The organism is Leclercia sp. Marseille-Q4284 (assembly GCF_916618945.1).
GTDB classification, from domain to species: domain Bacteria; phylum Pseudomonadota; class Gammaproteobacteria; order Enterobacterales; family Enterobacteriaceae; genus Enterobacter; species Enterobacter tamurae.
In genome coordinates, this window is record NZ_CAKAKG010000001.1 from 2529578 (window position 1) to 2554134 (window position 24557).

General features: G+C 55.4%; 23 protein-coding genes. 10 read left to right on the top strand and 13 right to left on the bottom strand.

Going from position 1 to position 24557, the window contains the following annotated elements; genetic code table 11:
• Nucleotides 1-199 precede the first annotated feature (199 nt).
• Genes LG383_RS11975 through LG383_RS12000 form a run of 6 tightly spaced genes read left to right on the top strand, consistent with a single transcriptional unit; the run spans nt 200 to nt 8070 of the window.
• Entirely contained in the window at nt 200-1861 is a 1662-nt protein-coding gene (locus LG383_RS11975) for a dynamin family protein (RefSeq protein ID WP_225759213.1), read from the top strand.
• A complete protein-coding gene (locus LG383_RS11980; RefSeq protein WP_225759214.1) occupies nt 1854-3371 on the top strand; it encodes a dynamin family protein in 1518 nt (505 codons plus the stop codon). Before LG383_RS11975 ends, LG383_RS11980 begins: the two co-directional genes overlap by 8 nt.
• Nucleotides 3368-4198 (top strand): hypothetical protein, encoded by an 831-nt coding sequence (locus LG383_RS11985; RefSeq protein ID WP_225759215.1) that lies wholly within the window; start codon nt 3368-3370, stop codon nt 4196-4198. The genes LG383_RS11980 and LG383_RS11985 overlap by 4 nt, the downstream gene beginning before the upstream one ends.
• Nucleotides 4191-5171: a hypothetical protein gene (locus tag LG383_RS11990; protein ID WP_225759216.1), complete on the top strand. Its 981-nt coding sequence runs from the start codon at nt 4191-4193 to the stop codon at nt 5169-5171. Before LG383_RS11985 ends, LG383_RS11990 begins: the two co-directional genes overlap by 8 nt.
• A complete protein-coding gene (locus tag LG383_RS11995) occupies nt 5168-7288 on the top strand; it encodes a dynamin family protein (RefSeq protein WP_225759217.1) in 2121 nt (706 codons plus the stop codon). The genes LG383_RS11990 and LG383_RS11995 overlap by 4 nt, the downstream gene beginning before the upstream one ends.
• Nucleotides 7285-8070 (top strand): DUF726 domain-containing protein, encoded by a 786-nt coding sequence (locus tag LG383_RS12000; RefSeq protein WP_225759218.1) that lies wholly within the window; start codon nt 7285-7287, stop codon nt 8068-8070. Before LG383_RS11995 ends, LG383_RS12000 begins: the two co-directional genes overlap by 4 nt.
• A gap of 42 nt (nt 8071-8112) precedes the next feature.
• Here LG383_RS12000 and LG383_RS12005 read toward each other — a convergent pair whose 3' ends face one another.
• A complete protein-coding gene (locus LG383_RS12005) occupies nt 8113-8712 on the bottom strand; it encodes a hypothetical protein (protein WP_225759219.1) in 600 nt (199 codons plus the stop codon).
• 216 nt (nt 8713-8928) lie between these two features.
• Between LG383_RS12005 and rimO the strand changes: the two genes are divergently transcribed.
• Nucleotides 8929-10254, top strand: a complete 1326-nt coding sequence (gene rimO, locus LG383_RS12010; protein ID WP_225759220.1) for a 30S ribosomal protein S12 methylthiotransferase RimO — start codon at nt 8929-8931, stop codon at nt 10252-10254.
• A 96-nt stretch (nt 10255-10350) separates the two neighbouring features.
• Here the strand turns inward: rimO and LG383_RS12015 are convergent, their stop codons facing one another.
• From LG383_RS12015 to LG383_RS12055, 9 genes are all read right to left on the bottom strand, one after another.
• Nucleotides 10351-10845, bottom strand: coding sequence for a YrhA family protein (locus tag LG383_RS12015; protein ID WP_225759221.1), 495 nt, complete (start codon nt 10843-10845; stop codon nt 10351-10353).
• A gap of 20 nt (nt 10846-10865) precedes the next feature.
• Complete coding sequence (locus tag LG383_RS12020; RefSeq protein WP_225759222.1) at nt 10866-11810, bottom strand: HNH endonuclease signature motif containing protein; 945 nt, start codon at nt 11808-11810, stop codon at nt 10866-10868.
• 374 nt (nt 11811-12184) lie between these two features.
• Nucleotides 12185-13195, bottom strand: coding sequence for an SIS domain-containing protein (locus LG383_RS12025; protein WP_225759223.1), 1011 nt, complete (start codon nt 13193-13195; stop codon nt 12185-12187).
• Between the two features lie 12 nt (nt 13196-13207).
• Entirely contained in the window at nt 13208-14269 is a 1062-nt protein-coding gene (locus LG383_RS12030; protein WP_225759224.1) for an SIS domain-containing protein, read from the bottom strand.
• A gap of 12 nt (nt 14270-14281) precedes the next feature.
• Entirely contained in the window at nt 14282-15127 is an 846-nt protein-coding gene (locus LG383_RS12035) for a PTS system mannose/fructose/sorbose family transporter subunit IID (RefSeq protein ID WP_106992491.1), read from the bottom strand.
• The gene (locus LG383_RS12040; protein ID WP_106992490.1) at nt 15108-15884 is read right to left on the bottom strand and encodes a PTS mannose/fructose/sorbose/N-acetylgalactosamine transporter subunit IIC; all 777 of its coding nucleotides are present in this window, start codon (nt 15882-15884) and stop codon (nt 15108-15110) included. Before LG383_RS12040 ends, LG383_RS12035 begins: the two co-directional genes overlap by 20 nt.
• Nucleotides 15885-15900: 16 nt before the next feature.
• A complete protein-coding gene (locus tag LG383_RS12045) occupies nt 15901-16371 on the bottom strand; it encodes a PTS sugar transporter subunit IIB (protein ID WP_106992489.1) in 471 nt (156 codons plus the stop codon).
• Between the two features lie 15 nt (nt 16372-16386).
• The gene (locus LG383_RS12050) at nt 16387-16809 is read right to left on the bottom strand and encodes a PTS sugar transporter subunit IIA (protein ID WP_225759225.1); all 423 of its coding nucleotides are present in this window, start codon (nt 16807-16809) and stop codon (nt 16387-16389) included.
• Between the two features lie 94 nt (nt 16810-16903).
• Nucleotides 16904-19666: a sigma 54-interacting transcriptional regulator gene (locus tag LG383_RS12055; RefSeq protein WP_225759226.1), complete on the bottom strand. Its 2763-nt coding sequence runs from the start codon at nt 19664-19666 to the stop codon at nt 16904-16906.
• Between the two features lie 652 nt (nt 19667-20318).
• On the opposite strand from LG383_RS12055, the gene LG383_RS12060 reads away from it, so the two are divergent.
• Nucleotides 20319-20780, top strand: a complete 462-nt coding sequence (locus LG383_RS12060; protein ID WP_225759227.1) for a hypothetical protein — start codon at nt 20319-20321, stop codon at nt 20778-20780.
• 183 nt (nt 20781-20963) lie between these two features.
• On the opposite strand, the gene LG383_RS12065 is transcribed toward LG383_RS12060, so the two are convergent.
• Nucleotides 20964-21401, bottom strand: a complete 438-nt coding sequence (locus tag LG383_RS12065; RefSeq protein WP_225759228.1) for a GNAT family N-acetyltransferase — start codon at nt 21399-21401, stop codon at nt 20964-20966.
• 79 nt (nt 21402-21480) lie between these two features.
• On the opposite strand from LG383_RS12065, the gene LG383_RS12070 reads away from it, so the two are divergent.
• Both LG383_RS12070 and LG383_RS12075 read left to right on the top strand, forming a co-directional pair.
• Entirely contained in the window at nt 21481-22158 is a 678-nt protein-coding gene (locus LG383_RS12070) for a type 1 glutamine amidotransferase domain-containing protein (RefSeq protein ID WP_225759229.1), read from the top strand.
• A 111-nt stretch (nt 22159-22269) separates the two neighbouring features.
• On the top strand, nt 22270-23010 hold the full coding sequence (locus tag LG383_RS12075) for a nitroreductase family protein (protein WP_106992814.1): 741 nt from the start codon (nt 22270-22272) through the stop codon (nt 23008-23010).
• Between the two features lie 99 nt (nt 23011-23109).
• Here LG383_RS12075 and LG383_RS12080 read toward each other — a convergent pair whose 3' ends face one another.
• Both LG383_RS12080 and gsiD read right to left on the bottom strand, forming a co-directional pair.
• Entirely contained in the window at nt 23110-23499 is a 390-nt protein-coding gene (locus LG383_RS12080; RefSeq protein WP_225759230.1) for a hypothetical protein, read from the bottom strand.
• Nucleotides 23500-23645: 146 nt separating this feature from the next.
• On the bottom strand, nt 23646-24557 hold the full coding sequence (gene gsiD / locus LG383_RS12085) for a glutathione ABC transporter permease GsiD (protein ID WP_106992480.1): 912 nt from the start codon (nt 24555-24557) through the stop codon (nt 23646-23648).

The window sequence follows — 24557 nt, forward strand, 5'->3', positions numbered from 1 at the left end:
TTGATTATTATCATAATAATCATCACGCATAATTTATCCCGCTTCGCTCTTGCAGTGACATCCTGTGTCAGTCGCCCCGCGTAGAGTAGGTTGTCATCCCCGGCAGAAATATTAATCCCAATAAATACGCAATTAACCTTAATTTTCCTGCGGAACTGCCGTTAATAACATGATGTACGCTGATTATTAAAGGAAAGATATGATGCTCTCCCAGCCAGAAGCCATACTGATTGACGCTCAACTCCCCGCGTTGCGCGCATACTGGCAGCAATACGAATTCTCCGCAGAACAGCTGAAAACCATTGAAGAAAACAGACGTACCTTCTCCGTGCGTCTGCCGCTGATTGGTGCCTTTAGCGCCGGGAAATCTACGCTCATCAACACGCTGCTAAAGGATAACTTACTGTCCGTCGCCATCGATCCCGAGACCAGCTTACCTACCGAACTCCGTTTTGCCACGCAGGAGTCGATTGTCCTGCGCCGCAAAAACGGGACCCTGCTGCCGCTAAGCCGTGAGGCGTTAAAAGCGCAGGCCTTTGGCGAGCATGATCCGCAGAATGTTGTCGATATCACCCTGCCCAGCCCAACGCTCGCCGCGCTGGACGGCATGACGCTGGTAGATATGCCGGGTTGGGAATCCGGCATTGCGCAGCATTCGCTGGCGATTGATAACTATCTCGATCGCAGTGCCGCCTACGCGGTAGTCGTCAGCGTCGATGAGGGCGTCCTGAAAGAGAGCCTGCGGAAGATCGTTGAGGAGCTGGCGGTTCATGACAAGCCCATGATGCTGGTCATCACCAAATGCGATAAAAAAACCCCGGAGGACGTTGAAGCGGTGGTTGCGCATGTTCGCCAGCAGATAGAAGCTCTGACCGGTAAACCGCTGCTCGCGGTGTGCCGCACACAGCGAAAAAATGCCACCGATTGGGCCACGGCGCTGCCGGTGCTGCTGCCATTGCAGCAGCGTTTCTGGCACCGGGCCATCGGCCTGCCGGTGCAGCAATGCGTGCGCGATCTGCTGGGACGTATCGACCAGTTGGCGCAGAGCCATAACCAGACGCTGAGCGAAATCGAAAGCGAGCGCGAGCTGCTTTCTGCGCAGTATCAACGCATGCAGGCGGACCTTAAGCACGTCACCGCCCGGCTGCATGAACAGCGCGACGTCGCCAGGCGCGCCATCGTGGATGATTTCGCCAGCCGCCTGAACAGCCAGCTTGAAGCGCTCACCCGGGCGCTGCTGAACGGTGAAGATGTGAGCGGCACCATCGGTCATGCCCTGCGCATGTCCTGGTCGCAGGGGCTTGAACGCTATCTCAAGCCCGTGATCCAGAGAGAGCTGGGGCACCTGCATCTGCCGGACGGGTTGTCGATGCAGGACACGCATTATGCGTATGGCTTCAAAGCCAGTGAATCGGGCTCGGAGCTCATTACTAGCACCCTCGCTTACATTCTGCCAGCGGCCATCAACCTGATTACCCGCATCCCGATGGGCAAAGTCTTAGCCCCAATCATCATCTCCGCGCTGGAAGGCTTATTCCAGCGCGGCAGCCAGGAGCTGATTCAGCGTCAGCAGCAGGAAGAGGCTCGCCGTCATGTGATCAATACCGTGATCCCATCCTGCTGTTCGACCGCGGAACCCGACATTGCCCGCGGACTGAGCAACACCATTGATGAGGTGATGCAGTCCATTTCCCGCGCGGCGGATGAAGAGATGGCAAAAGTACGTCAGACCCTGGATCTCAAGGCCCGTGAGCTGAAAAAAGAACAGGCCGCCGAGGCGGAGCGCCAGCAAACCTGGCAGCAGGACAGCGCAGCCCTGAAGCAGATGCTGACCCGGTTACAGGAGTTCAACCATGGCTGATCTGGACGAAAGCACGCTGCGTGACCGCTATACCCTGCTCTGCCAGGCCTGTGAAGATCGTCCCGGCGGTGCGGCAAAGGAAGATGAAGTCCTGCTGCGGGCGCTGGAGGAGTTAATTGAACAGGAACTTCCCGCCCTGGCACGCCGCGGCAGCCCGCCTATGTTCACCGATATTCTGCGCGCCCTGCGCCACGAAATGGTGCGGTTCCGCGAGTTTTGTGAATATCCGGCGCTGTCCGGCAAAGTGGTGGTCGGGCTTGGCGGAAGCTTTAGCGCCGGGAAATCCTCTTTGATTAACGCGCTGGTGGGTGACCGCAAGTGTCTGGTCACCGAGGTGGATCCCACCACCTCGCTGCCGACCTATCTGGTACAAGGAGAGCAGGAGACGCCGGACGTCAAAGCCATCAATCTGTTTAACCGTCTGATTACCCTGAGCCACAGCCAGTTTCGCACCCTCACCCACGAGGAGCTTGAACGCTACGGCAGCCAGGTGAGCCGGATGCTGAAATCCGTGGTGGTGGCGCACAGCGGCTTCGGCTGGGAGAACCTGGCGCTGCTGGATACTCCCGGCTACAGCAAGGCCGACGAGGAAGGCAGCGCCCGCACCGACGCCAGCGTGGCGCGCAGCCAACTCAACAGCGCCCAGTTCATCATCTGGCTGGTACCAGCGGATAAGGGCACCATCACCGAAGATGACATTGCGTTTCTGGCCTCGCTGGACAAGCAGATCCCCAAACTTATCGTTATCAGCCGCGCCGATAAACATCCCGAAGAGGCCGTAGGGAATATCGTCAAGCTGGTGCGCGAAACGCTGGCCCAGCGCGGCATCGCGGTGCTGGACGTGCTGCCCTTCTCCACCCGCCCGCGTCAGCCGTGGTCCATCACCCCGCTGACGGACTACCTGACGGAGTGGAACCAGGTGTGGCGCGACCCGGGCTTTACGCGGCAGTTTAAGCGCCAGTTTATGGCGTATGAAAATTATCTGGATGAGGTGCGCCAGGAGGGGCAAAGGCAGCTCAGTAAGTTCAACCGCATTTTGACCCTGAACGATGACGCAAGCACCCAATCCGATATCCAGAGCCTGCAGCGTAATAGCCGGGGCAACCTGTACCAGCTGGAAGAAGTTTGCCAGACGTTAAGTGAGATCCAGCAGAAGTTCTTTAGCATCCTGAAAACGCTCGGGGAACGGCTGACGATCCCGCTGGAAGAGCCGGACAGCCTGTCAATGCTGCAATACGCCCCGGTCAATCTGCAATCCCTGCTGCAGGCGCTGGCGGACGAGAGTGGCGTGGATATCCATGAGGTGGATCCCGAGCTGTGGCGGCCGCTCACCCGCAATCTGCCCATGGATAACCTCGACATAGTGCTGCGCCGCGACAGCGTAGGTCGTCAGCAGATGTGGCAACCGCTGATGGAGCATAAACCCCTGGCCCGCCTCGATGAATTGCTCAAGCGCGACAGTACGCACTACGCCTCGTTACAGGCCCTGGGCAATGGAGAGAATGCATGACCACTGGAAATTTTGATGCACTGGTCAGTGCCGCGCGCGTGCATCTGGAACCACTGGATGCGCATTTTATCGCCGGGAGCGACGCGGCGTTGAAAGATGACTATTTAACCCTGCTTGCGGCCCTGCTGCTGGAAAATGGCGCGCTGGCTGAAGCCCAGCTGCGGCTGATGATGATGTTGATTGCGGCCATCCAGCCTGCATTCCCGCTGGCGCACTATCTGCAGCAGTCAGCAAAGCTGGATAGCGAAGGGCTGGCCTGTATCGTCCGCCATCTTGGGCAGACGAAACAGGCAGCACAGGCGCTGCTGTTTGATTTTGCGGTGCTGCAACGCATTACCGGACCGCTGGCACCGCAGCAGGTGGAGCGTCTGAGCTGGCTGGCAAAAATATGTGGGCTGACAGACAAGCATATCCTGCTGATTAATTTCTGGAGCCTGCGACTGCTGGGGATTAAGACCTCGGTTGAGGCTTTCTCTGGCGCAGTGACGGTGGTGAAGACGGCGCATGTTGATTACTTTGATAAAGAAGAGCTGCAATCTACAGACAAAATCGTCCGCAACGGCATGCCGCAGATTAACCAATTTGTTGAGAAAGGGAGATATATTTTCAAACAACATCATTCCTCAACTGACTTTTTGTTTGGCATGACGTTGTGTCGTCTTGGACTACTTCCGGCTAAAGGTCTCGTCACTCGCATCATTATGGATGCCAACAAAAACGCCAACAAAGAATACGGGGAAAACGGCGAACCTCTCTTTGAAATCCTTCCCCTCCCCCCAGCATTTAACGCCTGGCACAGCTTTTTAACAGGGACTCACCATGACTGAGATTAGCTCTTTAGCGATTTTGCAGCAGGTGGATCGGCTGCGTCTGAAAGAAAACCCGTACGGTGCGCATACCCTCGCAGAAGAAGACGAAAATAGCCGCCGTCAGTATTGCACCCTACTGTTTATGGTGATGCTGAGCCACAGCCCAATCAGCGAAGATCAGCAGCGCATGCTGCTACTGTGGCTGCCAGCGATGGGCATGGAAGGACGTCAGGCAGAACTGTGCCAGCTGGCGACACGACTGGGCGAAGAGGGGCTGGAAGAGTCGCTCAACGCCGTGCGTGACTGCGCCGGGCAGATCTGTTTCCTGCTCGACTGCCTGGTGTTTTGCCGGGTCAACGGGCCGCTGGCTACCAGCCAGATCGCACTGCTGGAAGCACTGGCGGCGATGCTGACAATAAGCCAGGACGAGATGGAGAATGTGGTCTATATCGCCTGCCTGATTCTCGGCCTGCCGGTGGGTGAGAAAAAGGCCTCAGAGTTGCTGTTGGGTATTAACGAGATTCGCGTCTGGCGGGAGTTTCTGGCTGATTATATTGAACTGCTCTTTGTTGGATTCAAATCCTGGGTCAGCGAAAACAGGCTCAACATGGTCATTCCGGCTAAGAAGGTTAGCGATTTAATGGAAATCAAGGAGATCAATCTTTACTCCAATACGTGGCAATACATCCCCCCGTTCCCGCCGGGTTTTGCTCTTCTGGAAAATCTGCGAACACTGGTGTTTGATTCCTACAACATTACCGCTTTCCCCGCAGTCAGCGCCCTGCCAGCTTCTTTAACATCAATCAAAATAGGCTCTTTTGGAAAGCTCAGCCATATCCCTGACTCTGTTTGTCGCCTGAAGCAGCTAAAAAAACTCGATATATCAAATAATAAGCCTGAAGGAATTTCTAACAAAGTTCACCAATTTCTGCGCGATAACAATGTCGAACATTCTATTAGCGACAGCTGCTTCATTAAGGGACCCAAATGACCGCACCACTCCAACAACGTATTGAAAAGGCCCTCGATGCCTGCGCCAGCGCGCCCCACCCCTTTACCGCCGAACGGGATGCGCTGAAAGCCCTTGCGCAGGACTATAAACAGAAATTTGCCCGCTGGCAGCACGAAGATCAGACGCTCAACATCGGCATCATGGGCCAGGTCAAAGCCGGAAAAAGCACCTTCCTGAACACGCTGCTTTTTGACGGGCGCCCGATCCTGCCCGAAGCCGCCACGCCGAAAACCGCCAACCTGACGCGGATTGGCTATGGCGAACACCACAGCCTGCAGGTGGAGTATTACAGCCAGCAGGAGTGGCAACAGATCGAAGAGCAGGCCCGCCAGGCATCCGGCAGCGACAGTCAGAAAGTCGCCACAGAGCTGCTCGGCATGTCGGCGGAGAAGCAGATTGATTTCGCCGCCCACTGGCAAAAGGTGACGCGCCTCGAAAACCATACCGAGGTGGTTCTCGCCAACGATATCAGCGAACTGCAGGGGCTGTTGAACCAGTTTACTGGCAACGACGGACAGTATACCGCGCTGGTCAAATCCACGGTGCTCACCCTGCCGGACGAGGCCCTGAAGGGCTTTGAGGTGGTAGACACGCCGGGGATGAACGATCCGGTGCAGAGCCGCTCGCAAAAAACGCGCGACTATATGGCCAACTGCGACGTGGTCTTTTTTCTCTCCCGCTGCAGCCAGTTTCTGGATGACGCCGATATCCGTCTGCTAGGGGAACAGCTGCCGGGCAAAGGGGTGAAGCGGCTGGTGCTGGTCGCCGGACATTATGACTCGGTGATCCTCGACGACGGCTACGATCGTGATTCCCTGGCGGCTACGGAAGAGAATATTCAGACCCGCCTGCTGCGTATTGCGCAAAACAAAGCGCAACAGCTGGTCGCGTTTCAGCGTGACAACGGCAATGAGGCCCGCGCCGCGATCCTCGAACGATTAGCCAGTCCGGTATTCGCCAGCACCTTTGCCTGGGGGTTCGCCCACTGGCCGCAGGCGAAGTGGAGCCAGAGCATGCAGCACACCTTTAGTGGGCTGGAGGATATGGCCGAAGAGTGCTGGCCGGCGCCTTTTTCTCAGCAAGACTGGGAGCGTATTGCGAACTTCACCCCGCTGCAGGCGGAGTGGCAGCAGGCGCGTGAGGATCGTCTCCCGCTTCTGGCACAGCAGCGGGAAGGCTTTACCCGCGAGTCAGCGGGACAGTTGGCTGAGATCGTCACGCGTCTGCGCACCCGCATTAACGACCGCATTACCAGCCTCGAAACTCAGGATCTGCAGAGCTTGCGCCAGCAGCAGGCGCAGTGCCGCAAACGGCTGGAAGGCATTGCCGCTGAGCTGCGCACCATCATTGGCGACACGCTGCACAAGGCGCGGACCGAGACCCTGCGCGTCAGCGGCAGGCTGAGCGATGACATTACCCGCTTCCGCCAGCTGCAGTCGCATACCGGCTATCAGCAGGAGCGGTACTCCTACGAGGTAAGCGACTCGACCTGGTATAAACCCTGGAGCTGGGGAAGTACCCGTACCGAATATGGCACTACCTCCGTGGCCTATCAGTACTTCAACGCGCAGGATGCCATCGAGCAGATCCGCCAGTACAGCCGGACCTGCGCCAGCCAGATCCGCCAGCATTTTAATCAGCTGATCGAGCCAGCGGCCCTGAAAAGTACCCTCCGTCAGGCGCTGGTTCATCATCTGAATACCGACAGCGAGCAGTTCGACCCTGCGCTGTTTCGCGGGGCGCTGGAAAGCGCTATTTACGCGCTGGACCTGCCGGAACTGGTGCTGAAGGCGGATGAGTCCCAGGTGATGATCCCCTTCCAGGGCGAAATCAAAAGCAGCGAAGATAAGCAAAAACTGCAGCAGGCGCTGGACCAGGCGCTGGGAGCAATGTTCGACAAGCTGGCGAAGCAACTGGAAGCCGGTACGCAGTCGATTTTTGTCCAGCTTGAGACCCTGAAAAACGGCCTGCAGGAGACGCTCAGCCAGAGCCTGCAGCAGGAGTTCAGCGAAATCGAGCAAGGCCTTGAGCGCAAAGAGAGCGAGACGGCGGCGTACCGCGCGCTGCTGGAACAGTTAACTCAGGATGAAAAATGAAAAGCTTTTATACTCGCGACCTGTCAGGACTGGCTAACCTGAGCCCGGGCAAGATTGAGCTCGACATTCTCAACGAGGATCATGATGGTATTCCCATCGTTATCGCCCCGGGGTTTTTAACCCAGGGGAGCGATGACTGGAAAAACTATATTGCTTCAAAAATAGATGCGCCAATTTACTATGTGAAATGGCGTTCATCTTCCATTTTACATTTTGCCGCCAAGCATCTGGCGTTTGACTCTGCCCGTTCGCTGCTCAATTTCACTCATCTTTCCTTACAAGGCATGGGCCTGCTGGCCAGCGCCTATATGGAGTGGAAATCGGCGGCAAATGAGGCGAATCTGGCAGGTGTTGCGCTGGCGCGGTTCTTAAACGACATCTGGTACGATGATGATAAAGCGGTCTTTATCGGCCATTCGCTGGGCGTACGGCTAATTACCGAGGCGATGCGTAATCTCACCCATGATAACGCTCTCACCTCTATCTCCATTGCCGGAGCGCTAAACCGTGATGAATACGATCGCCGCATCACAGCGATCTCGTCACCGAGAACGATCGTGCATACCAACGTCTACAGTACCAACGATCAAATTCTGAAATGGGTTTATCGGGTGGGTGAAATGAATTATTCCCGGCTCCCTGTCGGGCTGGAATGTTCAGGATTAGCCAATGTGCTAAATCATCAAAATGCGATTGGTCACACCGAGTATCACGATGATGAGGAGTTCGGCGAGTTTATTTTAGCGTGCTATAACGATGCCGTCAGGGTAAGGGCTATTTGATTATCGGGCTGGCCGGAAAACGGTCAGCCGATGGACTGGATGTTATTCCGCTTCAGCACCCACAATCACCATGCCAATCGCATGGCAGCTGTCCTTGTGCTTACTGCCTCTGCATTTACAGATATAGACCGGGTCATGTCGGTAGCTAAAGCCATTTTCCTTCAACCCGATTAACCTTTCGTCGGCCCGATTAACCGTCAGCGTTGAAAAATCCCGGTAAAAACCTACACCCCATATTGAGCGGCGTTTTTGTTTTGCTTTCGCGAAATGGGAGTTCACAACTTCATAATTCTTAATCAAATCTGTCGCGATACTCTCGACAAGTTCGGTTGCTCGCTTGGCAAGCTTAAATTCAACATAAATAAACCTGTCCAGCCGCGTGCGTTTTTTCCTGAAAATGAGATCAACAATCACATGCTGTCGGCCACTTTGGTGTCTTTTGTCCGTATTTGCCCGTAATTCCCGTTTCGCTGAAAAGTCTAAATGATGTTCAAGGAAAAATTCGAACTCTATCTGAAGCCATTTTTCCCAGTCATTTGCTTCTTTATCGAGGATATGGGAGAGTTTTTCCTTTGTATTTTTATGTGCAAAAAAATCGGTTAACGCACCCTCAAGAACCTTTATATCACCGTTAACTGCCATAGTTATCCCTGGATGAAAGAGTAAAGTACATCATTGAATTCATTAGTTATCGGCGTATTTTAAAAGAACTTTAAGCAAAACTTTGTGGTTTAATAATACAAATACAGATCAGAAAATGATTACCGGTATGTGAGGAAACATCTCCCCTATAAATCCGCCGCGGAAATCTGTACAATCCCTGCCCTGATAACTCCCTAACTGACTACTTTTTAATCTATGAGCAATGTTACGCACCAGCCGAAAATCGGCTTCGTCTCGCTGGGCTGTCCAAAAAACCTGGTGGATTCCGAACGTATCCTGACCGAACTTCGCACTGAAGGCTATGACGTCGTGCCGAGCTACGACAATGCCGACATGGTGATCGTTAACACCTGCGGCTTTATTGATAGCGCCGTGCAGGAGTCTCTGGAAGCCATCGGTGAAGCACTCACTGAAAACGGCAAGGTGATTGTCACCGGTTGTCTGGGCGCCAAAGTCGATCAAATCCGCGAAGTCCATCCTAAGGTGCTGGAAATCACCGGTCCTCACAGCTACGAGCAGGTGCTGGAACATGTGCATCACTATGTGCCAAAACCAAAGCATAACCCGTTCCTGAGCCTGGTCCCGGAACAGGGCGTGAAGCTGACCCCGCGTCACTATGCGTACTTAAAAATTTCCGAAGGCTGCAACCATCGCTGCACCTTCTGCATTATCCCGTCCATGCGTGGCGATCTGGTGAGCCGTCCAATTGGTGAAGTGCTGGCCGAAGCCAAACGTCTGGCGGATGCCGGCGTGAAAGAGCTGCTGGTGATCTCCCAGGACACCTCCGCTTACGGTGTGGACGTGAAACACCGCTCCGGCTTCCACAACGGCGAGCCGGTGAAAACCAGCATGGTCGGCCTGTGCGAGCAGCTCGCTAAGCAGGGCATCTGGACCCGTCTGCACTACGTCTACCCGTACCCGCACGTGGACGACGTGATCCCGCTGATGGCGGAAGGCAAGATCCTCCCATACCTGGATATCCCCCTGCAGCACGCCAGCCCGCGTATTCTGAAGCTGATGAAGCGTCCTGGCTCCGTTGACCGCCAGCTGGCGCGCATCAAGCAGTGGCGAGAAATCTGCCCGGATCTGACCCTGCGCTCCACCTTTATCGTCGGCTTCCCGGGTGAAACCGAAGAAGACTTCCAGATGCTGCTCGACTTCCTGGTTGAAGCGCGTCTGGATCGCGTGGGCTGCTTCAAGTACAGCCCGGTAGAAGGCGCGACCGCCAACGAGCTGGCCGATCAGGTGCCGGAAGAGGTGAAAGAAGAGCGCTGGTACCGCTTCATGCAGCTGCAACAGCAGATCTCTGCTGAACGTCTGCAGGAAAAAGTGGGCCGCGAAATTCTGGTGATCATCGACGAAGTGGACGAAGAAGGCGCGATTGGCCGCAGCATGGCCGATGCCCCGGAAATCGACGGCGCGGTCTACCTGAATGGCGAAACCAAGGTGAAACCGGGTGATATCGTGCGCGTTAAAGTTGAAAACGCTGACGAATATGACCTGTGGGGTACGCGGGTTTAATTTCCGTTAACGCCTGATGGCGCTGCGCTTATCAGGCCTACACTTAGGCCCGGCAAGCTGGCGCCGCCGGGCATGATATCCAGTGCCACTTTTACTTTACTTAACGGCACTCAAAATCTCAGTTAAGAAATTGGCAAAATTATCAAATGAGCCATAAACAGATTCACTTGATGCACTGTCACGGATTTCAAATAAATTTGTTTTAGTATCATAAGTAAACAATGAAATATTATTTTCACCAATAACTAATCTTTCCACAAGATCTGGGTCGATATAATCATCATTATTTCTGTAGTACTCGTTCATTACAAAAAAATTTTTTATAACAGGCTCTGGCACAGACAAACTGAATAAAGTAACCCCATCATATTCAAGTCCATCCATTTTTCTCAAAAAGGTTACATAATCAGGTTGATTGACAAAGAGAATACATAATTCATCCGCCAAATTTTCAAGAAAAGGAGAGTTATTTGAATCATTTTTTCTGTCTATTATACTTTCTACGAACGAATTTTTGACAGGATGCTGTATTGGATATTCCCATTTTTCCATTGCATTTTTTAAGTCTGACAGAGTATCTTCTATTTTCATTTCCATTAGTTCCTGTCAAATTATTTAAGGGGATAAATTGTGCCGGAAGGAATAGCCCAAGGTGTAATTTTAGTTTCTCCTGGTAACATTCCTTTAGTCGCTGCCCTTTGCATGTTTGTAAAAATCTTATGGTAAGGCTCTTTCTCTATTAGCACAAGATTTTCAAACGCATTTGAACCACCATCATCTAAAGGTAGCTTATGGTGAACATCCCAACCATCTGGAGATTTACCACTATTCATTCTTAATATTTGTGAAGCATTAAAGGTCTTTGCAGCTTCTGGGGAATCCGCAATATGACTAAGAAATTTTTTTCTGGCAGTACCATCAAATTCTTTTCTTAGTATGGCGGTTTCAGCTGTTCCTCTCTTAATATAATTAATATCTTTTATAGTTATACCACTTATTACTTTTGATTCACCTCTTAACTTGCCCAAATAGCTGTTGATTTCTCCATATGCTTCTGTACCAGGTCGTTTAGCCAATAGTATTGAAGCAGCAGCAATAGCCATACCTGCCGTTTTCTCATTAAATACTTGATTATAGCCATCTATAGCATCAGCACCTAACTGCTCTGCCGTTTTCCTGAACCCTTCAATATTTCCATTATAAACACCACCTGCGGCTAACAAACGTCCGGCGGCTTTACTATTAATTATCCTGGCAGACTGAGCTTGCTGTACAAGTGCATCAGAGTAATGTAATTTTTGTGTTGGGACTGGTTTTCTGCCCTGATGATTATTGAGACATTTTTCATAAGCCTTTCGTACTTCCATTTCAAAGCATTCATTCCAGTGACACATAAAACAATCATAGATAAGATTGCCGTTCTCATCAAAATAGAAAGGATTGTTAAAATGGTCCCATTTCTCAGTTTCGTCTATTCCAATAAACCAGCCTCTATCTATGTTATCTTCTGTGTGATCGTATGCACCATCATACATACCATTGCGTTTACGACGCATACATCGGTGAGAACAGATTTATAAAACCGCTCTTCCTCTTTGGAATTTGTTGAAGAGAAAAGTCGCTGCCATAGTTTTCATAATCAAGATCATAATAGACTCTCGCTTTTTCAAAGGCTATTTACGGCCTTAATATGTATTGAAAATCCTCTGGCGCAAGTTCTCTACATGCATCCCAGATTTGAATAAGTCTAAATTCTCTCATCTAATCCTCTGATATTATTATATTTCCCTTACTGGCATTCTCTCACATCCTATAAGGTCATGTACACTAATTGACCTATAGTTCTCATCAAAATGACTAACGCCTGATGGCGCTGGGCTTATCAGACCTACACGTAGGCCCGGCAAGCTTGCGCCGCCGGGCGTTAATCTTAATACTCGAACTGCCGGTAATAACGGCGAATATCCAGACTGTGGCCGGTGTACTGCTCAAAATGAGCCGCCAGACGGTCCACCAGCAAGGTTGAGATCACGCACGGCGCCAGCAGCCAGCGGAACTCATCATCAATTCCCGCCAGCGCATACTCACGCGGATCAAACACCACCAGGTTATCGGTAATTTTCGCCGCAAAACGCTCTACCCGATCGTCCAGCGCCCGGCATTTGCCCTCGCCCTTCACCAGGAACAGCGGGACCTCTTTCTCCAGCAGCTCCAGCGTGCCGTGGAAGAACTCCGCCGACGAGACCGATTTGGTGCGCTTCCACTGCATCTCCTCCAGAATACACATCGAGAAGAGATAGACTTCGCCCCACATCTCCGCCCCGCCAATCCACATCATATAGTCGGCGTTATGGTATTTTTGCGCGATGGCGTCGGCCTGCGGATCAAATTGCTTTTTGGCGTTCAGGAGATTCTCAGGTAACAGCTCCAGCTGGCTGGCAAAGCGGTCATAGTTTTCAAATTCCCCGTTACCCTGCACCAGGCGGAAAAATACCCAGTACAGCAGCATGTACTCATATTCCACGCCGTTTTTGTGGCGCATCGGAATATGCCAGGTGGCGGCATTGGCCAGCGGCGAATCACTGTTTTTGGTGATTGCCACCACGCGGATCCCCTGGGCCTTACACCATTCGGCAATCGCCACCGACTCTTTGGTATCACCCGATTTCGAAAGGGTAATCACCACCGAATCCTTATTTAAGCGTTTATGCCCGGCATGAATTAATTCCGCCGCCTGCTCAAGGTAAACCGGCATCTCAGTTATTTCCCGGGCGAAGGCGTTCATCGCCATCATCGGGGCTAACGAGCCCCCTACCGAGGCGAAAAATAAGGTGCTGAAACCCTGCTGAGTAATCTCATCAGCAACCTGTTCCGCCTGTTTGCGCGCAGCAACAATCTCACGAGCACTGGTCAGGTACTCGTCCTGATTAAAACCTAACATGGTCATTCTCCTTTAGATTTTACTTTTTAAAACCCGATCGAAATCGTCAAAGATACGCACCGAGAGATCGATGCCTTTGGCGCAGGCGGTACGCCAGGCCAGAATTTGCAGAGGGACAATCAACAGCAGCGGCGAGAGCAGATGCGGCAGACGGCAGTTCAGCGCCAGCGTATCCGGCCCCTCCTCGCCCGTCAGGGTGACCAGAAACGCCCGCTTCACCGCCGGGGCCATATAGTCCCTGAGCGCCCGCAGGCGCGGGTTTGGCGCGTCCTCAATAAAGAACATCACATGCTCAGGGTTGGCCTCCAGATAGGGGCCATGCATATAGGCCTCCAGCTCAAACCCGCCGGACGGCACCCGCACCGTTTCGGTGAACTTGGTCTCAAACTCTTTCGCCACCCCGGTCAGGGCACCTTCGCCGATGGCGACAAAGCGCGTCCCGGCCTGCAGTTCGTGAACGTGCCGCTCGAAAAAGGCCTCGGTGCGGGCGATGGTGTCGGGGATCGCTCCTGCCAGCTGGTGCAGCGCCGCCAGATAGTCGTCCGTTTCCCGGTCATCGATCTGCTGCTGCGCCCGGGCCAGAGTCAGCGCGACCAGCAGCAGATTCAGCACCGTGGCGCTAAAACCACGGGTGACGAAGCCCACCTTCTCGATCCCGGTATGGATATCCAGCACATGGTCGCAGCGGCGGCCTATCGGGCTATCCGGATCCGAGGTCAGGGCAAACACCGGTAGCCCGGCGGCCTGCACTTTCTCCATCGCCGTCAGGGTCGAGGCACTTTTCCCGCTCTGGGAAACCACCAGCACCATGTCGGTATGCGGGTCGATGGCCTCATAGTGGACAAAGTTGTACGGCTCTTTGATCTCCACCAGCAGGCCAAACCGGTGTTCAAAGAAGTAGCGCGCGCACATCGCCGCATTCAGCGACGAGCCGGTCGCCAGCACCAGCAGGCGGCGCACCGGATGCTGGCGGGCAAAGGTCTCTACGGACGCCAGATGCTGCGGGTACGCGTTGAGGATTGCCGCCAGCGCCGCGGGCTGTTCTTCGATATAGGTCATCATTGTCGGTTGCATCGTCTTCTCCGCTTAAAACAGGCCAATCCACGAACCCAGAATCCCCACCAGCGCCATGCCCCCGATAATGGTGAGCGGTTTAACCTTGCGCCCCAGCAGCCAGTAGACAATCCCGAAGCTGATGAGCGGCAGCAGGCCAGGCATGATGTTGTTGATAATGTCCTGAACCTCGGTTTTCGCCTCCCCCGCGCCGAAGGAGACAGGGATGGTGATGTTGATCATCGAGGCGGCCATCGCCCCCACTACCATCAGCCCGATAATCGACGCCCCGTAGGTGAGGCTCTCCATCATTCCGCTCTTCTGAACCCGGTGGAGCACCCCGGTGCCCAGCACGTAGCCCCAGCGGGTAAAGAGCCAGCGCACCAGAATGTGCGGCACGTTAAACACCAGCAGGAACAGGATCGGCCCGAGAATGTTGCCCTGTAGCGCCAGGCTGGTGCCGATCCCGGTGGCGATCAGGCGCAGCGTTCCCCAGAAGAAGGAATCCCCCAGCCCGGCCAGCGGCCCCATCAGCGATGCCTTGACGTTGTCGATTGCCGTGCCGTCCATCTCCTGCTGCTGGCTGTTTTTCTCCTCCATCGCGGTGGTGATGCCCAGCAGCAGGGTGACGATATGCGGCGTGGTGTTGAAGAACACCAGGTGGCGCTTTAACGCCGCCGCCAGCTCTGACTTTTGCGGGTAGAGCTTTTTCAGCACCGGGATCAGGGCATAGACAAACGCGAGGTTCATCTGCCGCTCATAGTTCCAGGAAAACTCCATCTGGAACGACCGCCAGAACACCCGGCGCAGATCGCGTGCGTTGATGGCATTCTCATCCTGCACCTGAGGCAGGGTCTCTTCAGAAATCTTCGTCGTCATCACTGACTCCTTGATCGGTCGTTGGACGAGGGGCGTTACGTGCAGTCGTGTTAACCATCACCACCGCCACAATGGCACCGAGAATGGCGATACCGGTGACGGGTATTTTCAGGTACGCCATCAGGGCAAAGCCGAGGAAGAAAAAGGGCGCCACTTTTTTGTTGATCAGCAGTCGGGCGAGCATCGCAAAGCCCAACGCCGGAATGATCCCCGTCGCCACGCTGAGCCCGTGCTTAATAAACTCCGGGATGGCATCCAGCAAGGATTTCACCGCGCTGCTGCCCACCAGGAAGGATACGGTGACCACCGCCGCCAGCATCAGCGACAGACCAAACCCGGCAATAAGGTGCATTCGCTCGATACCGCGGGTATCCGCCTGTTCGGCGTAGCCGTCGGCCTTCTGGCTGAGCATCGGGATAAACATGCCGAGATAGACGTTCTTCAGCACCAGGGTCAGGGTGGCAATCGGCAGGCCGAGCAGCAGCGCCGTCTCCGTTCCCGCCCCGGAGGTGATGGCAAACGCCACCCCCAAGACCCCGCCGGTGACCACATCTGGCGGAATCGATGCCCCCACCGAAAACGACCCGATAAACGCCAGCTCCAGCGTTGCCCCCATAATCACGCCCGTCTGTACATCGCCTAACACCAGCCCGGTTAATAATCCGGTGACAATCGGCCGGGAAAGCAGCGAGGTGCCCAGGGCATATTCTGACTGGGCGATAAACGCCACCAGCCCGAGTAAAAGTGCCTCTACCATAGTGAGTCCTCAGGAATTACAGCGATTCCGCTAATAACTGTTTGCGATCGTTAGGCACCTGGCGTATTTCGATCTCCACGCCGTTGCCCACCAGCTGCGTGAGCTTTTCTATTTCGTCCGGCAGCAAATTGATGGCCTTTGAAATATTCCGCGCCCCCTCCTTCGCTTTAATACCGCCGAGATTGATACTCTTAATGCCCTCTACAGCCGAGGCTAACCGCCAGGCATCCTCCACCGACTCCACGACGATAAACAGGTTGTATTTATCGGTGACGCCGCTGTTGATGGCTTCAATCGAGTCATTGATATTTTTAATCACCAGCTTGACCGACGGCGGTTTGGCCAGCTTGATGGTGGTTTTTCGCAGTTCATCGTTGGGCACGCTGTCGTTGGCAATTAAAATGCAATCCGCCCCGACATATTGCGTCCAGGAGAAGGCCACCTGGCCGTGTAATAAGCGGTGGTCAACACGCAGTAACGTAATCATTATTATTCCTCTTGTTCAGAAGTCTTTATCCGCCTGTACCGCACTGGCAATGGTGTGGTTGCAATACTGAATACTTTCCCGGCAGCTTAATAACGCGTCATGGATTAGTTTCCCGGTATCCTGTTCATCGGCGGAAATAAGCAGGCCGATCACCAGCGGCAAATTAAGCCCGGCGATCAGATGAAAATTCGGCTGATGGAGATAGCGGATAAATTCGTTATTGACGCTGCCGGCAAAGATATCGGTGATCGCAATCACCTCATCCTGGGCGGGTAGCCCGGCAAGCAGCTCCGCCACCTGCCGGGTGACGTCCTGCTGCTCATCGACATAGGCGCAGAGGGTGTAAATGTCCTGCTGCTTGCCGAGGATCAGCTCGACCGAGTCGAGTACCCCGCGCGCTAAGGTGCCGTGACTGGCAAATATGTAATGTCGTTTCATCCTGTCCTCGAATACTCATTCCACTTACCAGAAAGAGATTGCAACCCACGTGCCAGGAAAAAGTGGCCCGTGGGGAACAGGAGAGAGGGAGGGATTAAAACTCTTGATCTGCCTGAATAAATTCCGTTTCGAGGGTCAGAATATTGTGGATGTAACAGAGCTCAACAACCGGGATTTTGACACTATAACTGCTCTCAATGACACTAAAGGCCTGGCGCAGCAGGGCCAGCTCGCTTTCAGGACACTGTCGCCCGGCATAGGTGGTGGGCGAGGCGTTGCGGATCAGCCGCTCAATCAGACAGCTGATGTGCACATAGAGCGCCACCTTGCGTTCGTTCGGCACCTGACAGCCCGCCAGATGCTCATAGCGGAAAACAAACTGCTCCACCTGGTTGATCACTTTGGTGGTATCGAGAATGGTGACCGACTCAATCACCCGCCGCAGGGAGAAGTTCTTCAGCAGCAGATTGTTGATCTCCGCCACCTGCTCTGCCGTGGCGATATCGCCAAAGATGCGCATCAGCGGCTGTGTCCCCTCCCCGGCAATCAGCGAATCCAGCGAAATCCACGGCACAGCGGGCACCTGCGGGTCGAAGGTGCCGACAATTGCCAGCATGTCGTAGCGGTTAAAGGCCACCGCCCGCTCCTGGGCGTCGCTGAGCATCTCGTAGTCACAGGCAATCACTTCAATACCCAGCGCCTCCGGGATGCTGGCCTTCAGCAGATTGCAAAGGTTAGCCGCCGCGCCAATCCCGGTGATGCAGGTGGTGAGAATGACCCGGGGTTTGCTGGCCTGGGGCCAGAAGAGCTGGTGCTCCACCGGCAGATCGTCGGCGATGTCGTGGGCGATCTCCTCGATATGATGCCCCTGCAGGATCCGCTCCCCGACATACAGCGCCATGCTGGTGGAGACGTTGTTCACAATCGCCACCGGGGTGGAGACGCGGCGCTGGAAGTGGCTGTGAATCGCATTCAACGATCCCATATCCACCAGGATCATCAGCCCCGACGCCAGGGCGTTACTTTCGATGTAGTGCATCACCTGCTGGGCAATCGCCTCCGGGGTGACGTCCAGCGGCATGTCGAAGGATTCAAACACCGTCTGTTTCAGCAGGCGGTTCGCCACGTTGGCAATGCTGCTGGCGGTGGCGTAGCCGTGGGCGAGGATCACCGCCCGCGTCACCTGGGACTGACTCACCGCCCCCGCTTTATGCAGCCACAGCACCAGCAGCAGGGCGTCGATGCGCTGGGCCTCGATGTCGAGCTTTTGCGTCAGGGCGGCGATCATCGCCTGGCAAAAGCGGTACAGCAGAGGATACTTTTGCGCCAGGAAGTCATCCAGCAGCCGGACCCGCTCCTGGCTCAGGGCAGACAGCGCGCTCTGGGCGCGATGCACCAGATAGTGGCTCAGGGCGTAGATGCCATTGCCGTTAAACTGGACGTTGAACTGCTGCTCAAGCCGGTAAAACTCCTCCCGCACCTGCTGGGTGGTGAGCTGTAACACCGGCGAGGCAGTGGACTCCCGGTGGTGAAACACCAGCCTGTCGAACAGGGTTTCGATCTCCTCCCCCATCCGCCGATGCACATCCTCCCAGCCCGAGCGGCCGCTGAGCACCTCTTCATACAGGGCCAGGACCTGACACTGGGTATCGTGGATCATCCCCTGGGTGCGATCGTGGGCGCGAAGCAGCCACAGCAGGTTGGTCTCCGGCTCTATGGTCAGCGGCTCTTCCGCCACGGGGGCGTCGCTCATCAACGGGATCGCAGCCAGCACCTTCTCCGGCAGATCCTGAATAGTGACGCCAATCGCCGCCTGCCCCCGCTGTCTGGCCCAGGCGGCGGCGACCGCATACCTGACCACGTTTTTCAGCTCGCCGACGTTGCCGCGATAGAGCGCATGATGCAGCACCTCGCGCAGGCGGGGGGTCAGATTCAGGCGCGCGTCCAGCTTTTGCGCCTCGCGCCAGAAGAACTGGAGGATCAGCGCCTCTTTTTCCTGACGGGAGCGCGCCTGCAGGTCGGGCAGCGTAACCAGGATCGGAATACGGCGTAGGAAGGTGGTTAAAAAGGTGCTGTGCAGCTCCTCGGTGGTGGCGAAGACCAGCCGTGTGCGGATGGGGCGACCCTGAGCGGTCTCCCCCACCCGGTAGATCTCCTTCCGGTCAAGCCAGGTAAAGAGTTTCTCCTGGCCCTCGGCGTTCAGACGATGCACCTCATCGAGAAACAGCATCCCGCCGTCGGCGGCCTCGAAGGCACCCTGCTTGTCGGTCTGCGCCCCGGTAAAGGCCCCTTTCACATAGCCGAACAGGTTCGCCGCCAGCAGCTCCGGGTTGCTGGCGTACTGGGCGCAGTTAAAGCTGACAAAGGGGGCATCGTCCGCCAGCAGCCCCTGGGAGATAGCGAAGGCGTGCATCAGATTCGCCATGTAGCTTTTCCCGGTGCCGCTGTCGCCGGTGATCAGCAGCGGCAGGCCGCCATCGGGATAGAAGAGCGCCGTTTTCAGCTGGGCAATGGCCTTTTTCAGGCTGCCGTCATGGCCGATAAGAAGAGAAAAGTGATCCGGCGATTCCTGGTTGCTATCGCCGTCGTTCAGCAGCTGGGCGATGCTGTCGTATTCGTTCGCCGATAAGCCAAAAAACTGCTGGCTGAAGGTTTGCTTATGCAGGAAGTAGACCGGGCGGGTATTGATTTTGACCAGCTCCCCCTGGGCCACCAGCTGGTTGAGATAGTGGCTGGCGGTATTGCGCTTGAGGTCGAACCGCTGTGCGAGGTAGCGGGCGGTAAAGACCTCACTCAGGTTTTCCGGGTCGAAAAAATCGGTCTGGTTGGCGAGGAAGGTCAGGATTTCGTTGCGCATGGTGTATCCCACGTCTGAGTGTGTCGTGGGGGTATGATGCCCGCAAAGCGGCGGGCGAAGGGAGCGCGAGGGTGGGGAATGTGCGGCTTTTGTGGGGAAGCGCACATTACCTGAGGTGGGAAGTAACCCACGGACGATCCCCTCTCCCCTTTGGGGTTAGGGTTAGGGGTACCCACCGCACGGACTGCTCCCTCTCCCTCGAGGGAGAGGGCTGGGGTGAGGGGGAACATGCGGCTCTGGTGGTGGTTGCGTTCACCTCAGGTTCTTTGCTTCTCTGATACGCCCGAACCGCTGAACGTGCCATGTAGCCGCTGTAAGTGCTTTATTCTTCCGGGGTTTCCTCGTTGCGTTAAAATTTTTGCGAGGCGCTTTCCAGGAATGATTTTCCCGGCTTGTCGCCGCGATCTCTGCGCAGTATCTTCCTGTTGCGCCTGCAAAATCAGGCGCCGGGATTGGAACCCTGACTGACTTTATCGATGACATAAGAGGCTTTATGTCGTACGCTTCGCTGCACCTCAATGGTGGGCTGGCGGGGGCATCGTAAGATGCGCCGGTATCCGATAAAGCCGGTAGTTCCAACCTCGCCCAGTCCACCGCCATGAGATTGGAACCTCTGACGGTGGGTTTAAAAACTTTATCGGAGGCTGCCACTATGGCTACTACCACTACCCGTGCTCAGGCACTGTTTACCGTACCCTTCTCCCACAATACCGACTTCACCGAGCTGGCCGACCACTGCGAACGCTTCGCCCATACCCTGCTGGAAACCGACGACCCGGCGGAGAAACTGGCGCTCTGCGCCCGCCTTTCTGCCTGTCTCGCGCTATTGCAGCCAACGCTCAACGAGCCCATCCCGGCGCACCTGGTGGAGCGTTTCACCCTGTCCGATCTGCCGTCCAGTCTTCCCGCCTTCGAACCGGAAAGCGACCAGCTTGGCCTGTATTGCCAGACGCTCACGCAGCTGTTGATCAGCAACGCACTCCCGCGGGATATGGCAAAGGTGATGGAAGGACTGCTGTATGAGCTGGTGAACTTCTACGCCGACACGCTGAACGCGCCGCGCTGGCTGCAAACGCCGGACGGACGCGTGGCGATTGATGCGTTGATTGACTGAGGAAGGTTAACGGGGGAACAGTCAGTACTCAGGCCGGGCAAACGCAGTGCCGGGTGGCGGCTGCGCCTTACCCGGCCTACAAAACCTGAATTTGACCTTGTAGGCACGGCAAGCATAGCCCGCCGGGCAATCAGGCCGCACCGGCACTGTTAAGAAAGAGAGAATTGTCCGTGCCAGGTATTATTAAATCGTAATCCGGTAGCGAACGTAATCATCCACTACCGCCAGCTGGTCATACAGCGCCCGGGCAGGATTGCCTGTCCGGGTCACCCAGTAGACCTTCGACCACGCCTTTTCCCGCGCCTCGTCAATGATGGCTTCAATCAACGCCCTGCCCGCCCCTTTGCCGCGCGCCGCGTCATCGACAAACAGGTCCTCCAGATAGCACAGCGGTTGGGTCACCCAGGTGCCCTCATGCAGGACACAAATAGCAAAGCCCACCACGCCCTGTTCGGTTTCTGCCAGTCGGCAAAACAGACTGGACTCCGGGGATAATACCCGCCGCCAGGTCGCCAGGGTCACCGCCTCATCCAGTTCAGTGCCGTAAAAATCCAGATAGCCCTTCCACAACTTTAACCATGCGTCGTAATCGTCCGCCTGTGCCTCACGAACCTTAACCATCCTCGTTACTCCTTGTTTTGTACTCGCGCCCTCGGGAAACAGTCTACTTTTATATCTCACGACATCACCGGAGATAACAATGAAAGTTTTAATGGTTCTCACCTCTCACAGTGACCTGGGTAATACCGGTAAGAAAACGGGCTTCTGGCTGGAAGAGTTTGCTGCCCCGTATTACATCTTCAAAGATGCGGGAGCCGAGGTCGTGCTGGCCTCCCCGGCAGGCGGTCAACCGCCGCTGGATCCTAAAAGTGATTCCCCCGATTTTCAGACCGAACTGACCCAGCGCTTCAAAGCCGATCCGGCGGCCCAGCGCGAACTCGCCAACACTCTCAAGCTCGACAGCGTCCGTCAGGAGGATTTCGACACCGTCTTCTACCCTGGCGGCCACGGCCCGCTGTGGGATCTGGCCGAATCACAGACCTCCATCGCCCTGATTGAAGCTTTTACCCGCGCGGGTAAACCCACGGGCTTCGTCTGCCACGCGCCGGGCGTGCTGCGCCATGTGAAAGCCGCCTCTGGCGAGCCGCTGGTCAAGGGCCGTCAGGTGACCGGCTTTACCAACGGCGAAGAGGCCGACGTAGAGCTGACCAACATCGTCCCATTCCTGGTGGAAGATGAGTTGATCGCCCTGGGCGGGAAGTATCAGAAAGGCCCGAACTGGGGCTCGTACATTGTTGAAGACGGCCAGCTGATCACCGGGCAGAACCCGGCCAGCTCCGAAGCGGTTGCCAAAGCGCTGGTCGCTGCGCTTCGCTAATCCCCCTGCCCGGCCGCTGGTCGGGCAATCCCTCCTGCGCTTTTCGCATAGAGTGTTAAAGACAAAATGGTGCCGGGCTGCCAGAATTTTGCGATTCACACCGGAGATGCTATGAACACGATTATTGACCTGTTTAACGACCATAAAAGCGAGCGCAGTTTTACCGATCACGCCATTGATGACGCCACGCTCGAGCGCATTATCAGCACCGCGTACCGCGCCCCTACCTCCGTCCATTCTCAGCAGGTGTCGGTCATCGTCACCCGCGATGCCGAAAAGCGGGCGCAGATCGCGCAGATCGCTGGCGGCCAGCCGTGGATTGCCAAAGCCCCGGTGTTTATCACCTTTGTGCTGGATATGTACAAAACCGAGGTTGGCATGAAGCTGGCGGGCAAGGAGCAGGTGGCGCATCAGAGCATTGAGAGCCTGGTGGCCGGCGCGACCGACGTGGGCATTGCCCTCGGCTCAGTGATGGCAGCGGCCCGCTCGGAAGGGCTGGGGATCGTGCCGATTGGCGGGATCCGTCTGCGTCCACAGGAGTTGATAGCGCTGCTCGACCTGCCGGAACACACCTTCCCGGTGGCGGGCGTGGTGATTGGGCACGTGGATGTCCCTTCGCATCACAAACCGCGTCTGCCGCTGGAGACCTTCCGCCACGACGAAGCCTACGTCACCGACGGGCTGGAGGCGAAAATCACCCGCTACAATCAGGAGATGACCGAACACTGGCAGGCCATTGACCGTACCGACGGGGATACATGGAGTGAAAGCGTGAGCGGGTATTACCAGCACATTTACTTCCCGGACGTGCTCCCGGCGCTGCTTAAGCAGGGCTTTGGCGTCGATAAGTAACGTGGAAAATGCCCGGCGGCGCTGCGCTTGCACGGGCCTACGGGTTTTGCACCCTTTGTAGGCCGGGTAAGCGCAGCGCCACCCGGCAACATGCCTGAATCAGGTCGGCATCGAGAAGGTAGTGACCTTATTGGTCTGCGGATCGATAGAGATAATGCAGATAGCGAAGTTGCCGCCAAAACGGTCTTTACGATCGGAAATGCGCAGGTTGTAGGTCTCGGAGAACGAGGTGTAGCCCGAGGAGTTGGTCTCGTTCAGCTTGAAGCCAACAATCTGTTCGAAATAGTCGCGGGATTTACCCACGCTGGTTTTGCACTGTTCATTGGTGATAGTGCCAGACTGTTTTGCTGACGCCGTGGTTTGCGTGCCGGTGGAAGATTTCGGCGTCAGGGCCGTATTCACCGCTTTCATCCCGTCACTCATGTTTTTCTGGAAATCCGCGCAAGAGGTAGAAAGTAAAACCATGCCGCATAAAAGGAGCTTTTTCATTGTAATCCTTACAATATTTAACGTTATTGAATCGTTAATCATTATAATTTTTACAAATAGTTAACTCCAGCAAACCTTTTACACGGCATTTTCTAAATCATTGAATAACAATACCTTTCGCAATAACTTCTACCATAATTGGTAGATCATCCCTTAATCCGCGGATCCAGCGCATCACGCAACCCATCCCCCAGCAAATTAAACGCCAGCACGGTGAGGAAAATTGCCATGCTCGGGAACAGCGCCACGTGCGGGGCAATCACCATATCCGCTCGCGCCTCGTTGAGCATCGCTCCCCACTCCGGGGTCGGCGGCTGCGCGCCTAATCCGAGAAACGACAGGCTCGCCGCCGAGATAATCGACACCCCGATACGCATGGTGAAATAGACCACGATTGAGGAGACGGTGCCCGGCAGAATATGGTTAAACAGGATGGTGGTATCGCTGGCACCAATGCTGCGCGCCGACTCGATAAAGGTCTGCTGTTTCAGGACCAGGGTATTGCCGCGCACCAGGCGGGCAAAGGCCGGAATCGAGAAGATCGCCACGGCGATAATCACGTTCGCCATGCCGTTGCCCATCACCGCCACCACCGCAATGGCCAGCAGAATACCCGGGAAGGCAAAGAGCACGTCGCAGATGCGCATGATAATGCGGTCCCACCAGCCCTCGTAATAACCTGCCAGCAGGCCCAGCACCGTGCCGATGGCCGCGCCAATCAGCACCGCAAAAACCCCCGCCGCGAGGGAGATCTGCGCCCCCATTAGCACCCGGCTGAAGATATCCCGCCCGAGCGAGTCCACGCCGAACCAGTGCATCATCGACGGCCCTTCGTTCAGACGGTCGTAATCGAAGTAGTTCTCCGCATCGAAGGGGACGATCCACGGTGCCAGCACCGCCACCAGGATCAGCAGCAGGACAAACAGTCCGGCGGTCATCGCCACCGGCTGCTTGCGAAAGCGCCGCCAGAATTCATGCCACGGGGTGCGGATCTGATCCGGTTTGAGCCCCGGCATCGCCTTTAACATGGCCTGCCGGCGCCAGTTTAACAGTCGCAT

Coding starts and splice junctions, on each gene's coding strand:
- LG383_RS12040 (WP_106992490.1), bottom strand. CDS start 15,884: ATGGTAGAGGCACTTTTACTCGGGCTGGTGGCGTTTATCGCCCAGTCA.
- LG383_RS12035 (WP_106992491.1), bottom strand. CDS start 15,127: ATGACGACGAAGATTTCTGAAGAGACCCTGCCTCAGGTGCAGGATGAG.
- rimO (WP_225759220.1), top strand. CDS start 8,929: ATGAGCAATGTTACGCACCAGCCGAAAATCGGCTTCGTCTCGCTGGGC.
- LG383_RS12015 (WP_225759221.1), bottom strand. CDS start 10,845: ATGAAAATAGAAGATACTCTGTCAGACTTAAAAAATGCAATGGAAAAA.
- LG383_RS12055 (WP_225759226.1), bottom strand. CDS start 19,666: ATGCGCAACGAAATCCTGACCTTCCTCGCCAACCAGACCGATTTTTTC.
- LG383_RS12075 (WP_106992814.1), top strand. CDS start 22,270: ATGAACACGATTATTGACCTGTTTAACGACCATAAAAGCGAGCGCAGT.
- LG383_RS11990 (WP_225759216.1), top strand. CDS start 4,191: ATGACTGAGATTAGCTCTTTAGCGATTTTGCAGCAGGTGGATCGGCTG.
- LG383_RS12080 (WP_225759230.1), bottom strand. CDS start 23,499: ATGAAAAAGCTCCTTTTATGCGGCATGGTTTTACTTTCTACCTCTTGC.
- LG383_RS12065 (WP_225759228.1), bottom strand. CDS start 21,401: ATGGTTAAGGTTCGTGAGGCACAGGCGGACGATTACGACGCATGGTTA.
- LG383_RS11985 (WP_225759215.1), top strand. CDS start 3,368: ATGACCACTGGAAATTTTGATGCACTGGTCAGTGCCGCGCGCGTGCAT.
- LG383_RS12050 (WP_225759225.1), bottom strand. CDS start 16,809: ATGAAACGACATTACATATTTGCCAGTCACGGCACCTTAGCGCGCGGG.
- LG383_RS12060 (WP_225759227.1), top strand. CDS start 20,319: ATGGCTACTACCACTACCCGTGCTCAGGCACTGTTTACCGTACCCTTC.
- LG383_RS11975 (WP_225759213.1), top strand. CDS start 200: ATGATGCTCTCCCAGCCAGAAGCCATACTGATTGACGCTCAACTCCCC.
- LG383_RS11995 (WP_225759217.1), top strand. CDS start 5,168: ATGACCGCACCACTCCAACAACGTATTGAAAAGGCCCTCGATGCCTGC.
- LG383_RS12020 (WP_225759222.1), bottom strand. CDS start 11,810: ATGCGTCGTAAACGCAATGGTATGTATGATGGTGCATACGATCACACA.
- LG383_RS12000 (WP_225759218.1), top strand. CDS start 7,285: ATGAAAAGCTTTTATACTCGCGACCTGTCAGGACTGGCTAACCTGAGC.
- gsiD (WP_106992480.1), bottom strand. CDS start 24,557: ATGCGACTGTTAAACTGGCGCCGGCAGGCCATGTTAAAGGCGATGCCG.
- LG383_RS11980 (WP_225759214.1), top strand. CDS start 1,854: ATGGCTGATCTGGACGAAAGCACGCTGCGTGACCGCTATACCCTGCTC.
- LG383_RS12070 (WP_225759229.1), top strand. CDS start 21,481: ATGAAAGTTTTAATGGTTCTCACCTCTCACAGTGACCTGGGTAATACC.
- LG383_RS12045 (WP_106992489.1), bottom strand. CDS start 16,371: ATGATTACGTTACTGCGTGTTGACCACCGCTTATTACACGGCCAGGTG.
- LG383_RS12005 (WP_225759219.1), bottom strand. CDS start 8,712: ATGGCAGTTAACGGTGATATAAAGGTTCTTGAGGGTGCGTTAACCGAT.
- LG383_RS12025 (WP_225759223.1), bottom strand. CDS start 13,195: ATGTTAGGTTTTAATCAGGACGAGTACCTGACCAGTGCTCGTGAGATT.
- LG383_RS12030 (WP_225759224.1), bottom strand. CDS start 14,269: ATGCAACCGACAATGATGACCTATATCGAAGAACAGCCCGCGGCGCTG.